The organism is Vibrio algarum (genome assembly GCF_028204155.1).
GTDB classification, from domain to species: Bacteria; Pseudomonadota; Gammaproteobacteria; order Enterobacterales; family Vibrionaceae; genus Vibrio; species Vibrio algarum.
The window spans coordinates 1,058,888-1,073,212 of the sequence record NZ_JAQLOI010000001.1; the positions used below are offsets into that span (position 1 = coordinate 1,058,888).

The following is a 14,325-nucleotide window of genomic DNA, read 5'->3' on the forward strand; positions in this document are numbered from 1 at the left end:
GCACATATCACCATTTTTCATCTATACTACTGCCCAACTAAGTTTAGCTTAGTCAATTTGCACTTTATCGAGTATTACAGTCAGCGTAGCCGGCCATAAGGTCGCGACTAATGAAAACTATCTAATCAAGATATTTTTTATTAGTCGCGATTGGTAATACAGAAAGGTGTATTCACTATGTGATTCTGATAGTTCAGAATCCAGTTATATGAAAGGAAATATAATGTTCGCGAATCCTGTCGTAAAAACATTCCAGTACGGTAACCACACTGTCACTCTTGAAACAGGCGTAATTGCACGCCAAGCAACATCTGCTGTTATGGTAACAATGGATGATACTGCTGTATTTGTATCTGTTGTTGGTAAAAAAGCAGCAGTTGAGGGACAAGACTTTTTCCCTCTAACAGTTAACTACCAAGAGCGTACATACGCTGCTGGTAAAATTCCAGGTGGTTTCTTCAAACGTGAAGGTCGCCCATCTGAAGGTGAGACATTGACTGCGCGTTTAATTGACCGTCCAATCCGTCCACTATTCCCTGACGAATTTAAAAATGAAGTTCAAGTTATTGCGACTGTTGTATCTGTAAACCCAGATGTTCAACCTGACATTGTTACAATGATTGGTACTTCTGCAGCTCTTGCTATTTCTGGTATCCCGTTTAACGGTCCTATCGGTTCTGCTCGCGTTGGTCACATCGAAGGTCAGCTTGTACTAAACCCAAGTAATACAGAATTAGAAGCATCTAAGCTAGATCTTGTTGTTGCTGGTACTGAAGGTGCTGTACTGATGGTTGAATCAGAAGCAGACAACCTAACTGAAGAAGAGATGCTATCAGCAGTAGTGTTTGGTCATGACCAACAACAAGTTGTTATCTCTGCAATTAATGAATTTGCAGCAGAAGTAGCTACTCCTGCATGGGAGTGGGTTGCACCAACGGTTGATGCTGATCTTAAAGCTAAGATTGCTGAACTAGCGGAAGCTCGTCTTACGGAAGCTTACCAAATCACTGAAAAAATGGCTCGTTATGAGCAAGTTGGCGAAATTAAGTCTGATGTAGTGGCTGCGCTTACTGCTGAAAACGAAGATCTAGACGTGAACGAAGTTAAAAAAATGCTTGGTTCATTAGAGAAAAACGTCGTTCGCGGTCGTATTATTGCCGGTAACCCTCGTATCGATGGTCGTGAAAAAGACATGGTTCGTGCACTAGACGTACGTACTGGTGTTCTACCACGTACCCATGGTTCTTCACTATTTACTCGTGGCGAAACTCAAGCATTGGTAACAGCTACGCTCGGTACACAACGTGATGCTCAGATTATCGATGAACTAACTGGTGAGAAGAAATCACACTTCCTTCTACACTATAACTTCCCTCCATACTGTGTAGGTGAGACTGGTTTTGTTGGGTCTCCTAAGCGTCGTGAAATTGGTCATGGTAAACTGGCTAAGCGTGGTATCCAAGCGGTTATGCCTTCTGTTGAAGAGTTCCCGTATACGGTTCGTGTAGTATCTGAAATCACAGAGTCTAATGGTTCTTCTTCTATGGCTTCAGTATGTGGTACATCTCTAGCGTTAATGGACGCTGGTGTTCCAATTAAAGCCTCTGTTGCTGGTATCGCAATGGGTCTTGTTAAAGAAGGTGACGACTTTGTTGTCCTTTCTGACATCCTTGGTGACGAAGATCACCTAGGTGATATGGACTTTAAAGTAGCAGGTACTAACGAAGGTATCACAGCACTTCAGATGGATATCAAGATAGAAGGTATCACTAAAGAGATCATGCAAATTGCGCTTAACCAAGCTCAAGGTGCACGTAAGCACATTCTTTCTGTAATGGATGAAGCTATTTCTGGCGCTCGTGACGATATCTCTGAGTTTGCTCCGCGTATTCACCAAATGAAGATCAATACCGATAAAATCCGCGATGTTATTGGTAAAGGTGGCGCTGTTATTCGTGCTCTTTGTGAAGAAACAGGTACAACTATAGAAATCGAAGACGATGGTACTGTTAAGATTGCAGCAACTTCTGGCGAACAAGCTGAAGATGCAATCAATCGCATTAAAGAACTAACTGCTGAAGTAGAAGTAGGAACAATTTACGTTGGTAAAGTTGCTCGTCTAGCAGACTTCGGTGCATTCGTAACGATTCTTCCTGGCAAAGATGGTCTAGTACACATTTCTCAAATCGCAGACAAGCGTGTAGAGAAAGTGACAGATTACCTAAGTGAAGGGCAAGAAGTTAAAGTTAAAGTACTGGAAATTGACCGTCAAGGTCGTGTACGTCTAAGTATGAAAGAAGCACAAGACAAACCAGCTGAAGAAGCACAAGCTCCAGAAGCTGAGTAAGCTCTGTATCTTAGCTAGTTAAGCCCCTCTTCTGGGAATATAGATCTCTGAGAGATAATGGCTTTTCTAGCGCATTTAGCATAAAGCGTGTTATAAAAGGGGGAACATGATTGTTCCCCCTTTTCTTATTTTATTAGTGAATGGTTATGTAGAAATTGTTGAGTTCAAAAGGAGATATGCGTCTGTGAAATGGTTTCAAATGGCAAGTCTGGGATTACTGATGGTACTTTCAGGTTGTGCTACCAACACTAATGAGTCTAACCAATGGGTTTATCCACCTATGGCTGTACCACTGCAAGCGAGCATTCAGCAGGAAGTACAGATAGCGAGGTTAAACCAATTACTAATACGTCCAGACTTAGAAAATGAAGTTAGGGCTAAAATGTTTTATGAGCGAGGCAGTTACTATGATAGCGTTGGCCTGCGTGATTTGGCTCGATTAGATTTCAACCAGTCACTAAGCCTTAATCCTGCTCAACCAGATATATTTAATTTGCTTGGTGTTTATTTTACTCAGGTCGGTGAATATGATGCAGCTTATGAAGCTTTTGATTCGACTTTAGAGCTCGACCCTACCAACGAATATGCCGAACGTAATATGGCCATTGCCCTTTATTATGGAGATAGAATAGATCTCTCTTACGAAGAGATGCAAGCGCATTATTTGGATAACCCTGAAGATCCTTTCCGCGCGTTATGGCTGTATATCATTGAACGTGAAGTTGATCCAGTAAAAGCAGAAGAAAACTTAAGAGCTCGCTATGCCGATAAAAACCAAGGATGGGGATGGGTTTTAGTTGCCATAATGCTCGATGACGTGAGTGAAGAGCAAGCTTTTAAAGCGGTCTTAAATGGTACGAGAGATAACGTAATGCTAGCGCAGCGTTTAACAGAGACTTACTTTTATTTAGGTAAGAGGCATCAATTTTCAGGGGAATATGCTGATGCGATTGCCCTCTATAAACTGGCATTATCATTTAATGTGTATGAGTACGTAGAACATAGGTACTCCTTTCTAGAGCTTGGGCGTATATATGATGAAGTTCGAGCAATGCAAGAAGAAGCTAAGAAAGTCGAAGAGAATAAAGTTGAAGTAATAGAAGGAAGTTGACTTTCAATTACGAGACACAGAAAACGCCAGACTTTCAGTCTGGCGTTTTTTCTTGCAAAATTACATATTCGCATTATTATAGTTAGCTTGACTAACTATAATTGAATCCCAAATGTCATTTCAAAATTGTTTGATCGAGCTAGAGCGCTTCATGTCGAAGGAATGGCGGGTACACGCTAAAGATGATCCTTTGTCATCATTGAGTTTCAACGAATTTGATTATCTTAAAGTCATCCAGTATTCACCTGAACCTATTCGAATTACCGATTTAGCGATTGAGATGATGGTAACTAAACCGTCTGCATCCAATATGGTGGTAAGGTTGGAGAGGAAGTCGTTAGTGCAGCGAGTAGCTTGTTCGGAAGACGCGAGAGCGAAAAGAGTGGTACTAACAAAGAAAGCAGTCGAAGCTTTATCGCTTGAAGATAAGGTCCATAAGATTGTAACAGAGAAGCTTGAGAGCAAGGTTTCTGAGCAAGAGTCAGAGCAACTAGTAAGCATCTTATCTAAGATGCTCAAATAAAAAGAAAAATTTTACCAATTTAGTTAGCCTGGCTAACAGAGTGAAAGAGAATGATCGATCCTATTTATAAGCAGTTCTGGAAATATACATTACCAACCGTGGCCGCGATGTTGGTTAATGGGCTATATCAAATTGTCGATGGGATATTTATCGGTCGTTATATGGGAGCTGATGGATTAGCAGGGATAAACATTGCATGGCCAATGCTCGCAACAGTGCTTGGTATAGGAATGATGATTGGAGTGGGGACTGGAGCCATTGCTTCTATTAACAGTGGTGCAGGAAACGAAAGAAGAGCCAAAGAAGCAATCAGTACTGGCTTAGCTCTGATCATGATGCTGTTTCCAATTATTGCTCTGATCCTATGGCAATATTCTGAGTTCTTTATGCTAGCACAGGGTGTTGAAGGTAAAGTGCTTGAACTTGGGCAGCAGTATTTGGATGTTTTAATCATCGGTAGTTTGTTTTCTTTAGGCTCGATAGCGATTCCATTTTTATTACGTAATGACGGTAGCCCTAATTACGCTACGTTCTTAATGATATTAGGTGCTCTTGTTAATATTGGACTTGATTACCTATTTATAGGGGTTTTTGGTTGGGAACTTAGAGGAGCAGCGATAGCCACAATGATCGCCCAAGTTGTAGTGACGTTATTGGGTATTGGCTATTTCTTTACTAAATACGCAAATATGAGGCTCTCTTTATTTAAATTTAATTTTCGGTTTTCTTATGTTCCTCAGATCTTTTTAATAGGGTCATCAAGCATGTTCATGTACATTTATGGCGCTTTTATGGTTGCAGTACATAATTGGATGTTCATACAATATGGCACGGTTCTTACTATTGGTGCTTATGCTGTATTAGGCTACATCGTCACAATGTACTATTTGGTCGCTGAGGGGATAGCAAATGGTATGCAACCTTTAGTCAGTTTTAATTATGGTGCGAAAAAATACGATGCGGTAGAAAAGCTATTTAGTATCGCTTGTTGGACGGCTATTTTGTTGGGTATTTTCTTTGTCGTTGTATTGAACCTTTACCCAGTGGAAATTGTTGGGGTTTTTAATAACGATGATAAAGAGTTTATGGAGCAAGCTATTATAGGAATTAGGCTTCATATTTTTGCTATTTTTCTTGATGGTTTTATTGTCGTTGTTGCAGCTTACTACCAGGCGATAGGCTGCAGCAAGAAAGCGATGTTTACAACAATAGGAAATATGGTTGTGCAATTGCCTTTTTTATATGTTCTACCAAAATCCTTTGGGTTAACAGGCGTATGGCTGGCATATCCAATTTCGAATATCGTTTTAAGTGCAGCACTAATTTATATGATAAAGAAAAAAAGGGGCAAAGTGCCCCTTATCTTCACGTCCTTTCTAAGCCAGCCAATTGATGCCAATATCCGTTGCATTGAAAGTTTTCTAGTTTCTCTGGGTTAGAGCCGTTTTCGTTCTCACGGAATTGATCGACTTTATTGAATGTTTCAATATTAAGTGGACTCAACCTGACTACATCGACTAACCCTTTCATTCCTTGTAAATCGTTGATCAAGTTGTAGCAATAACCTGATTGTGTCTGAATACCGTTTAAATTAAATACAGATTGCCCTTCTTGGCTATTCACCAGTAGCCCAGTAGGGTAATCGATACAGCAGGTTTCACATTCATCTTTGGGTTTATTTCTGGCTCTGGCAGTAAAGCATCGAGCTGAATAAGCTAGGGGCAAATAACCGTGGCTAAAAACCTCTATTTCAAACTGATGTCTGATGCCAAGCGCATCACATTGCACTAATACTTGCTGTAACCACTCTTTTGAAAGTTCAACTGGCATACACCAACGCGTCATTCCTTTTTTAAGGAATAGGTTGAGTGTCTGTGCGTTATACGTATTTACGGCAGGGCCAACAACAAAAGGAACCTTATGCTCGTGCGCTAGTTGGATTGCGGAAACGTCATTCGCTTCAATGGCAAATTCGCCATTATCTATGTATTTTTTCATAACGTTTACTTCACTAGGCGCTTCAAGTAAGGCCATAGTAGATAGTACGACTTGTTTCCCACTAGCGGATAACTCTTTAGCGAGGCTCAACCAGTCTTTAGGTTTGATTAACCGCCGTTTTGAACATACGGCTTCACCAAGGTAAATAATATCAACGTTAGATGTTTTTGCTTTTTCGTAGAAGCTTTCAACATCTTGTTTTGGCCAGAAATAGAGTAAAGGGCCAAGGGCATATTGTAGTTCGTTAGACATGCTTATCTCCAATTACTGCCATTTACGGTGGTAAGCACCGAGCGTTGTTTGAGTGCCTTCAGAAACGTTGGCAAGGGCTTGGTTCCATTGGTCTTCAACATGGTATGTTTCTGGGCTAGCTTTGTACCGATCAATCGCTGTACGCCATGTTCGAGTTACTTGTTCAACATAAGCTGGACTTCGTTGGCGGCCTTCAATCTTAACGGAGGCGACATTAGCAGCGAATAGTTCAGGCAATAAAGATAATGTATTTAAGCTGGTTGGTTCTTCTAGTGCGTGGTAACGCTTGTCGTCACCATCCAAATTAACATCAAATCGGCCTTTACATAAAGTTGGGTAGCCTGCGTTTTCACCTTCATTATATCGGTCAATCAATATTTCATTCAGACGAGATTCGAGTCCATTCGCTGTTTCCTGCCATCGGACATACTTTGCGGGTGAGCATGCACCAACGGTATTAGGTGATTCACCAGTCATATAGGAGGAAAGATAACATCGTCCTTCCGCCATTATGCACAAACTGCCAAAGGCAAAAACTTCTAGGTCGACGTCTTCAGGTATAGTGCGAGAGAGTTGCTTTACTTGGTGAATAGATAATACGCGCGGTAGCACAACCCGTTTTATATTAAAATTTTGTTTATAAAAATTAACAGCAGCAACATTGGTTGCAGACGCTTGAACCGAAAGGTGTAGCTCTAGGTCAGGGTAGGTCGTTGCTGCATATTCTAGAATCGCGACGTCTGCAATAATCAGAGCATCTACACCCAATGCAACGGCATTGTCCACAGCTTTAGTCCAACGTTCAAAACCGTCAGGGTGGGCAAAGGTGTTTAAGGCAACATGAAGTTTTCTATCGTGGTCACGAATATACTGTACGGCTCTTTCTAATTTTTTACCTGTAAAATTTAAGCCTGCAAAGTGCCTTGCGTTTGTATCGTCTTTAAATCCTATATAGACAGCATCGGCACCACAGTCGACAGCAGTTTTGAGTGCAGGTAAGTTACCTGCAGGGCATAATAGTTCCATCAGAGCCAACCAATAATTCTTGATTGTTGCATTTTATGGATTATGTTTAGGGATAAGTTTGATATAAGGCAGGTTTGTATGACTCTGCCTATAGAAATACACACGAATGTATAAAATTTGCTCTAATTTTGTTAATTTTTGTGTCTTCGATTTTGTGCGAGTAATTCTTCAATATCATGTTTGGGCTGTGGACGATAAAAATGGAAGCCTTGAATTGAATGACAGTTCAAATTGGAAAGAAGTGTTGCTTGTTGTCTGGTTTCCACTCCTTCAGCTACGACCGTCAGATTTAGCGAACGTCCCAAATTGATGATATTTTCTATTACCGTCACTTGTTTTGGTAATTTATCGATATCATTAATGAACGCCCGATCAATTTTTAGTTCGTCGATAGGGAATCTAGCCAAATAGGACAGTGAAGAATAACCGGTTCCGAAATCGTCAATAGAGAGTGCAAACCCTAAATTCTTGATCGCTTTAAGCATCTGAAGTGTGTGTTCACTATCGCTCATTACTGCGCTTTCTGTTAACTCAAAGGTAATGCAACTAGGATCGAGCTCGGTTGTGCGCAACTGTTTTTCCATATAATCAATTAACTTAGGATTACCGAATTGCTCTGGAGAAAGGTTGATTGCTACCCGTCCTGGTAAGATACCTTGAATTTTCCACCGCTTAACTGTAGCAAACACTTCGCGCATAACGACTCGACCTAAATGCTCTATTAGCCCTGCCTTTTCAGCCACAGGTATAAAAGCCGCAGGGCTTATGTAACCTTCAATTGGATGTTTCCATCGGATAAGAGCTTCAGCACCGTTTATGCTGAAATCTCGGGCGTTGACTTTAGGTTGATACCAAACTTCTAAACCATTTTGTTGTAGCGCTTTTTGTAATTCAATCTCAAGCCATAAGCGCATGCGCGCTTCTTTGTTCATCTGGTCATGATACTTGATTAGACGATTGCGACCTCTGTCTTTCGCTTCATACATCGCTGTATCGGCATTTTGTAATAAAACACGAGCGTCATTTCCATCACCAGGAAACATTACGCTACCGATGGAACAGGCCAGGCGTTTACTAAAGTGGTGAAGATCGAAAGGTTGATTGATAAGTGAGATGATTTTTTCAGCTAGAGATTCCGTTGCTCTATTATGTTCTGGTTCAGGCAGTATAATACCAAATTCATCGCCTCCTAAATGCCCTAAAATAGCTTGTGAAGGAAGTAACCTTTGCAATCGAGAAGAGACTTCTTTGATGACCTTATCACCGATATGATGCCCTAAAGAGTCATTGATGTTTTTAAAATTATCGATATCAAGATAAAGCATCACTAAGGGAATATCATTGTCGATAAAATGTTCGAGACGTCTTGTAAAACCATAACGGTTATAAAGTTTGGTTAACGAATCATAATGGGAGTCGTGTCGATCGTCTGTTGACCCTGAATGGTTTACCTCGGCGTCTTCGATAATAATTATGATTGAATCGCTGCCTAAAATAGTGGTTTTTGCCGCGCTTAATCGAACTTTACGCTCAACACCACAGCGTGCACTGGTTAAGCAAACAATGGGTTCATTTACTAGTTGATCAGTAAATGATTCATTAAAGATAGTTTTGGAATTTTCATCTAAAAATAGGCGATTAATTTGTTCACCTAATAAATCCTCTACCTCGGAAAATCCTAATAAACGTAAGGCTATTGGATTGGTTGAAATAATAGTGTTGTTTTCAGCAAGTATTAAGCCGTCTGGCAATAGATCAGATAGCGTAGAAAATTTAACTTCGGACTCTGCTAGGGAGCGAGTAAGAATTTGCTTTTCTGACGTGTCGATAGCGTGAAAACAAATAAAACCAACCTTGTTTTCAACCATAACCGGAGAAACACTAAAATGAATGCTAGTATCGTGTTCGTCGTCATTCAGTGTGATTTCCGTTTCTATACTTTCACCGTCAAATGCGCGCTCATAAAAAGGCTCAAGCGTTTTGTAAAATCGATCACCTAGGACTTTTGAGTCATTTAGCCCTTTGAGTTCATCTTTTGACAGGCCTGCAATCTCACAATACCGTTCATTGACGCTAACGTAGTTATGCTCTTTATCTAAAATAGCAAAGAGAAATGGACTGGCATCCGTGAGTTTGGAAAACCAGTGCTGTAACTGCTTTGTTGGCATTAATTTTCTACCGCTCTATATTAAGCAACTGAATGAATAACATTCATTTTATCTGAGATTATTATTTACTATAACCGTGAAACACCGGATATAAAAGAGATCTGAGTATCAGGTGTGCTTTTTATGATACATAACAGGAATTATCATTTGATATCCACTATCATGGCGAGAATGATTAAATAAAGTATCGGAATTCTGTAGTGTTAAACAAGCTTCGAACTCAATTAGTGCAAAACGCAGCTCAAATTTTGAGATCTCCAGTCCAACTTTTACCTAAGCCCCTACAAGATAAGATGTTATTTGAAGGGCTAAAACAGGTTTTCCATGAAGCCTTGGAGGATGGTGACTTCGAGTTTTTGCAAGATAAGTGGTTGAAAATCACTATTTTAGATTTGAACCTTCAGTGGTTTATAAGTTATGAGAATGATGAATTAATTATCGCGAAAAACTCGATTTCTGAGGATGTTAGTTTTGCAGGTAATTTGAACGATTTAGTACTCATCGCTGGGAGAAAAGAAGACCCAGACACGCTGTTTTTCCAAAGACGTCTAAGAATTGAAGGTGACACGGAGTTGGGTTTAGAGGTTAAGAATTTAATGGACAGTGTTGATCTGGATGCATTACCAAGGCCCCTTCAGATACTCATCAATGAGTTAGCAGACTTTGTTTACAAAGGTATGCGTAGCGAAAACGATCAAAACGGAATAGCAAATGCTTATTAGAACCGAAGCTCCAGCAGATATTTTACCTATAAATAATTTACTTAAATCTGCTTTTGAAACCAATGCAGAAGCTGAATTAGTGATGACACTAAGGGAAAATAGCCGATTTACACTCTCACTTGTTGCATGTACAGATGAGGGAGAACTTATTGGATACGCTCTTTTCACTCCTGTGTCTCTCAATGGAGAGCAGTTGGGTTGGCAAGGTTTAGCACCAGTTGCGGTAAAAAAAGAATTTCGCAATCAAGGTATCGCGAGCAATATGATCAAAGAAGGATTAGACTCTCTTTATGAATTTGGTTATTTAGGCTGTGTTGTTTTGGGTGATCCGGATTTTTATAGTCGATACGGTTTCGTAGACTCTAACTTATTTAATATGCGTTCAATCTGGGAGGTGCCAGAAGGCGCATTCCGTGTTAAAGAACTCGCAGAGAATGAGTTTTCAGGCAAGCAAGGCCTGATAGAATACAGCCCTGAATTCTCCCAACTCTAGTTTAATTTATGAAAAATAATAAATCCGACCTGCTATATCTTCAAGAAATGGATATTCAAAGTTGGGAGTTGCTTCATGCCTCCCGACTGACTGGCTATCTTACGGAGACATTTGATCTTCCTGACTCTTGTCGGTTGTTGTTGGTTTCGCCCGAGAAACCAGAAGGTGACATTGTATTCATGTTTGAGAAAGTGTTGAGAAGCATGGGATTAGATTTATCGAAAACAATGCACATTTTCCCCGAACAGGTTGTCTCTTTGGGGTCACATCAACTGAGCTGGATCTGGTTTTCTGGATGCGAGAAATCAGGAATACTCGATATAAATACACTGCTTTCTCCTCTTTTAAAGGAAATAGAAGGTAATAACCTAGAGCGCCGAAACTTGTGGCAACAAATCTGTTCTTATGAAAAATAAAATAGAACCTTTAGTAGATATATATTTGCGGGAAGTGTGGCGAATAGAGCAAGCATCACACAGCCATCCTTGGTCGCAAACTATGATTAATGATGTGTCTAGCCGAGGCGCTTGTCACCATGTATTACTTTGCGATGAAAAAGTGGCGGGATATTTTTACGCCCAGAACATTGTCGGAGAAGTAACCTTACTCAATGTCGCTGTAGACCCAGAAAAACAAGGGCGGGGCTTGGGTAGAGAACTAATTGAACATTTTTTAGAAATGTGTGAATTAGCGAAGGCTGATAGCGCTTGGCTAGAGGTTCGAGAAAGTAACCACAAAGCCCGTTCTCTGTATGAATCTCTTGGCTTTAATGAAGTCGATAGACGGTTCAATTATTACCCAAGTAAAAAAGGTAAAGAAGACGCAGTAATCATGAGTTATCTATTTTTTTGATGTTTCTATACTGTCCCTTAGCTTATAAGCTTGAATATGCCTTTAATTTCGAACATTCCTTTCTCTAATTACAAAAGTTAGTCTGCTTTATGCACACTTTTATTGTTTAAAGAGACAAGATCGGACAAAATAGGCGCCAATTTCGATTAACTACTCAAAGCTAGCTTTTTACATTTTGTTTTAAGCGGTTTTGTATTGCAATTTAGAAGATCCATACCCATGTCAAATAGCCCTTTTATAGGTGAAGTTTCTAAGCGTAGAACCTTCGCGATCATCTCTCACCCAGATGCAGGTAAAACAACCATCACCGAAAAAGTGTTACTTTTCGGACGTGCTATTCAATCTGCGGGAACAGTAAAAGGCCGTGGGTCTAACCAGCATGCTAAGTCAGACTGGATGGAGATGGAAAAAGAACGTGGTATTTCGGTTACAACCTCTGTAATGCAATTTCCATTTAATGATTGCTTAGTTAACCTTCTAGATACTCCAGGACACGAAGACTTTTCTGAGGATACCTACCGTACCTTAACCGCTGTAGACTCTTGCCTGATGGTTATAGACGCAGCAAAAGGTGTCGAAGACAGAACTCGTAAACTAATGGAAGTAACACGTCTGCGTGACACACCTATCGTTACTTTTATGAACAAGTTGGACCGGGATATTCGAGATCCGATGGAACTGCTTGATGAGGTTGAAGGTGAGCTGAATATGGCTTGTGCGCCTATCTCTTGGCCAATCGGCTGCGGTAAAGAATTCAAAGGTGTTTACCATATTCATCGTGACGAAACGATCCTCTATTCGACGGGTCAAGGCCACACGATTCAAGATGAGAACATAATTAAAGGGTTAGATAATCCAGAACTTGATGCTGCTATCGGTGATGAGTTAGCCGAACAACTCAGAGATGAATTGGAGTTAGTAATTGGTGCATCGCATGAGTTTGATCAAGAACTGTTTCTTGCTGGTGAACTGACCCCAGTATTTTTTGGTACGGCTCTTGGTAACTTTGGCGTAGATCATATGCTAGAAGGGTTAACTCAATGGGCTCCACAACCTCTGTCTCGCCAAGCAAATGAACGTGAAGTAAATGCTACGGAAGAGGCGTTTTCAGGCTTTATATTTAAGATTCAAGCGAATATGGATCCAAAGCACCGAGATCGTATTGCTTTTATGCGTATTGTTTCTGGTACCTATACTCAAGGGATGAAAATGAACCACGTTCGTCTTGGCAAGCAGATTAATATTTCTGATGCGGTGACGTTTATGGCCGGTGACCGCTCTCGCGCGGAACATGCTTATGCAGGTGACATCATAGGGTTACACAACCACGGTACCATTCAGATAGGGGATACCTTTACTCAAGGTGAAGCGCTTAAGTTCTCTGGTATACCTAATTTTGCGCCAGAATTATTCCGTCGTATCCGCTTACGTGATCCTTTAAAACAGAAGCAACTGCTCAAAGGATTAGTTCAGCTTTCTGAAGAAGGTGCTGTTCAAGTATTCCGTCCTTTACAAAATAATGACCTTATCGTAGGTGCAGTAGGTGTTCTACAGTTCGATGTGGTTGTTGCTCGCTTGAAGTCAGAATACAACGTAGAAGCGATTTATGAAGGCATTAATGTCGCGACTGCTCGTTGGGTTGAATGTGATGATGAAAAGAAGCTGGATGAGTTTAGACGTAAAGGGCAAGCGAATTTGGCTCTTGATGGTGGCGATAACCTTTCTTACATCGCTCCGACAATGGTAAATCTAAACTTGGCTCAAGAGCGTTTCCCTGATATTCAGTTTAGGGCGACACGAGAGCACTAATCAAAGTGTATGAATATTAAAAAAATGGAGCCGAATGGCTCCATTTTTTTATGTCGTTATTCACGTTCTTTAGTATAAGGTACACCAACTGCTTTTGGAGCTATCGCTTTGCCGATAAACCCTGCAAGTAGGAATACAGTTAGCACATATGGAATCGCTTCGATGGCTTGTACTGGAATAGGGAAGTCACCAATGCTTACACCTTGTAGGCGAATTGCTAAGGCATCTAAGAATCCAAATAACAAACAGGCACCCATTGCGGTAAATGGTTTCCACTTACCGAATATCAGCGCGGCTAAAGCCATATAGCCTTTACCTGCACTCATGTTTGGAATGAACTGTGCTGTTTGACCAACAGATAGGTAAACCCCACCGATACCCACTAAAATACCGCAAATGACCATTGCGCTATAACGCATTTTAACCACGGAAATACCAGCAGTATCAACAGCGCTCGGAGATTCACCTACGGCACGTAAACGAAGGCCAAAACGAGTCTTGAACATGACATACCAAGCTAACGGTACAATGAGTACAACTAAATACTCAAGTGCTGAGTGGCCGCTAAGTAACTCGGAGTACAAAAGACCAATGACTGGTGTGTCTGCTAGTGATTCAGCACCAGGCAAATGAATTGGTGCAAAACGAGCATCACCAGATAACGCAGGTGTTTGACCACCTTGATGGAACCAGTGACGGCCAAGTGTTACCGTTAAGCCAGCCGCAAGTATATTGATCGCCATACCACTGACTACTTGGTCACCACGGTGAGTTATAGAGGCAAAGCCATGCAGTAATGCCAATAAAACCGATACAGTAACACCACCAATAAGGCCGAGCCATGCCGAGCCAGTTACATGAGCTAACGCCGCTCCTGTAAATGCTGCGGCCAATAGTTTACCTTCTAGCGCAATGTTCACTATGCCTGAACGTTCACTAAACATACCTGCAAGTGATGCCAAAATAAGGGGAGTGGCAACACGTATTGTTGCATCAAGCATTAAAATAATCGTTTCAAACATGA

At 40.8% G+C, this 14,325-nt stretch carries 13 protein-coding genes; 9 read left to right on the forward strand and 4 right to left on the reverse strand.

The annotated features are described in order from the left end of the window. The first annotated feature begins 223 nt into the window (after positions 1–223). The 4 genes from pnp (at position 224) to PGX00_RS05195 (ending at position 5,420) form a co-directional block, all read left to right on the forward strand. Complete coding sequence (gene pnp, locus PGX00_RS05180) at positions 224–2,347, forward strand: polyribonucleotide nucleotidyltransferase (RefSeq protein WP_272133467.1); 2,124 nt, start codon at positions 224–226, stop codon at positions 2,345–2,347. 184 nt (positions 2,348–2,531) lie between these two features. Then, complete coding sequence (gene nlpI, locus PGX00_RS05185) at positions 2,532–3,458, forward strand: lipoprotein NlpI (protein WP_272133468.1); 927 nt, start codon at positions 2,532–2,534, stop codon at positions 3,456–3,458. 112 nt (positions 3,459–3,570) lie between these two features. After that, on the forward strand, positions 3,571–3,981 hold the full coding sequence (locus PGX00_RS05190) for a MarR family winged helix-turn-helix transcriptional regulator (protein WP_272133469.1): 411 nt from the start codon (positions 3,571–3,573) through the stop codon (positions 3,979–3,981). Between the two features lie 50 nt (positions 3,982–4,031). Next, positions 4,032–5,420, forward strand: a complete 1,389-nt coding sequence (locus PGX00_RS05195) for an MATE family efflux transporter (RefSeq protein ID WP_272133470.1) — start codon at positions 4,032–4,034, stop codon at positions 5,418–5,420. On the opposite strand, the gene PGX00_RS05200 is transcribed toward PGX00_RS05195, so the two are convergent. The 3 genes from PGX00_RS05200 to PGX00_RS05210 form a co-directional block, all read right to left on the reverse strand. Next, positions 5,347–6,231: a U32 family peptidase gene (locus tag PGX00_RS05200; protein WP_272133471.1), complete on the reverse strand. Its 885-nt coding sequence runs from the start codon at positions 6,229–6,231 to the stop codon at positions 5,347–5,349. The two genes, PGX00_RS05195 and PGX00_RS05200, sit on opposite strands and share 74 nt — an antisense overlap. 12 nt (positions 6,232–6,243) lie before the next feature. Further along, entirely contained in the window at positions 6,244–7,257 is a 1,014-nt protein-coding gene (ubiU, locus tag PGX00_RS05205) for a ubiquinone anaerobic biosynthesis protein UbiU (RefSeq protein ID WP_272133472.1), read from the reverse strand. 131 nt (positions 7,258–7,388) lie between these two features. Continuing rightward, positions 7,389–9,425: a sensor domain-containing protein gene (locus PGX00_RS05210; RefSeq protein ID WP_272133474.1), complete on the reverse strand. Its 2,037-nt coding sequence runs from the start codon at positions 9,423–9,425 to the stop codon at positions 7,389–7,391. Positions 9,426–9,625: 200 nt separating this feature from the next. Here PGX00_RS05210 and ubiT point away from each other — a divergent pair, with 200 nt between their 5' ends. The 5 genes from ubiT to prfC all read left to right on the forward strand — a co-directional run bounded on the left by ubiT (position 9,626) and on the right by prfC (position 13,301). After that, on the forward strand, positions 9,626–10,147 hold the full coding sequence (gene ubiT, locus PGX00_RS05215) for a ubiquinone anaerobic biosynthesis accessory factor UbiT (RefSeq protein WP_272133476.1): 522 nt from the start codon (positions 9,626–9,628) through the stop codon (positions 10,145–10,147). Next, entirely contained in the window at positions 10,137–10,640 is a 504-nt protein-coding gene (locus PGX00_RS05220; protein ID WP_272133478.1) for a GNAT family N-acetyltransferase, read from the forward strand. Before ubiT ends, PGX00_RS05220 begins: the two co-directional genes overlap by 11 nt. An 8-nt stretch (positions 10,641–10,648) precedes the next feature. Further along, positions 10,649–11,056: a DNA polymerase III subunit psi gene (locus tag PGX00_RS05225; RefSeq protein WP_272133480.1), complete on the forward strand. Its 408-nt coding sequence runs from the start codon at positions 10,649–10,651 to the stop codon at positions 11,054–11,056. Continuing rightward, positions 11,046–11,492, forward strand: coding sequence for a ribosomal protein S18-alanine N-acetyltransferase (rimI, locus tag PGX00_RS05230; RefSeq protein WP_272133481.1), 447 nt, complete (start codon positions 11,046–11,048; stop codon positions 11,490–11,492). The genes PGX00_RS05225 and rimI overlap by 11 nt, the downstream gene beginning before the upstream one ends. Positions 11,493–11,711: 219 nt before the next feature. Continuing rightward, complete coding sequence (gene prfC, locus PGX00_RS05235; protein ID WP_272133482.1) at positions 11,712–13,301, forward strand: peptide chain release factor 3; 1,590 nt, start codon at positions 11,712–11,714, stop codon at positions 13,299–13,301. Positions 13,302–13,357: 56 nt separating this feature from the next. On the opposite strand, the gene PGX00_RS05240 is transcribed toward prfC, so the two are convergent. Next, on the reverse strand, positions 13,358–14,323 hold the full coding sequence (locus PGX00_RS05240) for an ABC transporter permease (protein ID WP_272133484.1): 966 nt from the start codon (positions 14,321–14,323) through the stop codon (positions 13,358–13,360). Between the last annotated feature and the right edge of the window lie 2 nt (positions 14,324–14,325).

Coding starts and splice junctions, on each gene's coding strand:
- PGX00_RS05190 (WP_272133469.1), top strand. CDS start 3,571: ATGTCATTTCAAAATTGTTTGATCGAGCTAGAGCGCTTCATGTCGAAG.
- prfC (WP_272133482.1), top strand. CDS start 11,712: ATGTCAAATAGCCCTTTTATAGGTGAAGTTTCTAAGCGTAGAACCTTC.
- PGX00_RS05240 (WP_272133484.1), bottom strand. CDS start 14,323: ATGTTTGAAACGATTATTTTAATGCTTGATGCAACAATACGTGTTGCC.
- ubiU (WP_272133472.1), bottom strand. CDS start 7,257: ATGGAACTATTATGCCCTGCAGGTAACTTACCTGCACTCAAAACTGCT.
- PGX00_RS05225 (WP_272133480.1), top strand. CDS start 10,649: ATGAAAAATAATAAATCCGACCTGCTATATCTTCAAGAAATGGATATT.
- pnp (WP_272133467.1), top strand. CDS start 224: ATGTTCGCGAATCCTGTCGTAAAAACATTCCAGTACGGTAACCACACT.
- PGX00_RS05200 (WP_272133471.1), bottom strand. CDS start 6,231: ATGTCTAACGAACTACAATATGCCCTTGGCCCTTTACTCTATTTCTGG.
- rimI (WP_272133481.1), top strand. CDS start 11,046: ATGAAAAATAAAATAGAACCTTTAGTAGATATATATTTGCGGGAAGTG.
- PGX00_RS05195 (WP_272133470.1), top strand. CDS start 4,032: ATGATCGATCCTATTTATAAGCAGTTCTGGAAATATACATTACCAACC.
- PGX00_RS05210 (WP_272133474.1), bottom strand. CDS start 9,425: ATGCCAACAAAGCAGTTACAGCACTGGTTTTCCAAACTCACGGATGCC.
- PGX00_RS05220 (WP_272133478.1), top strand. CDS start 10,137: ATGCTTATTAGAACCGAAGCTCCAGCAGATATTTTACCTATAAATAAT.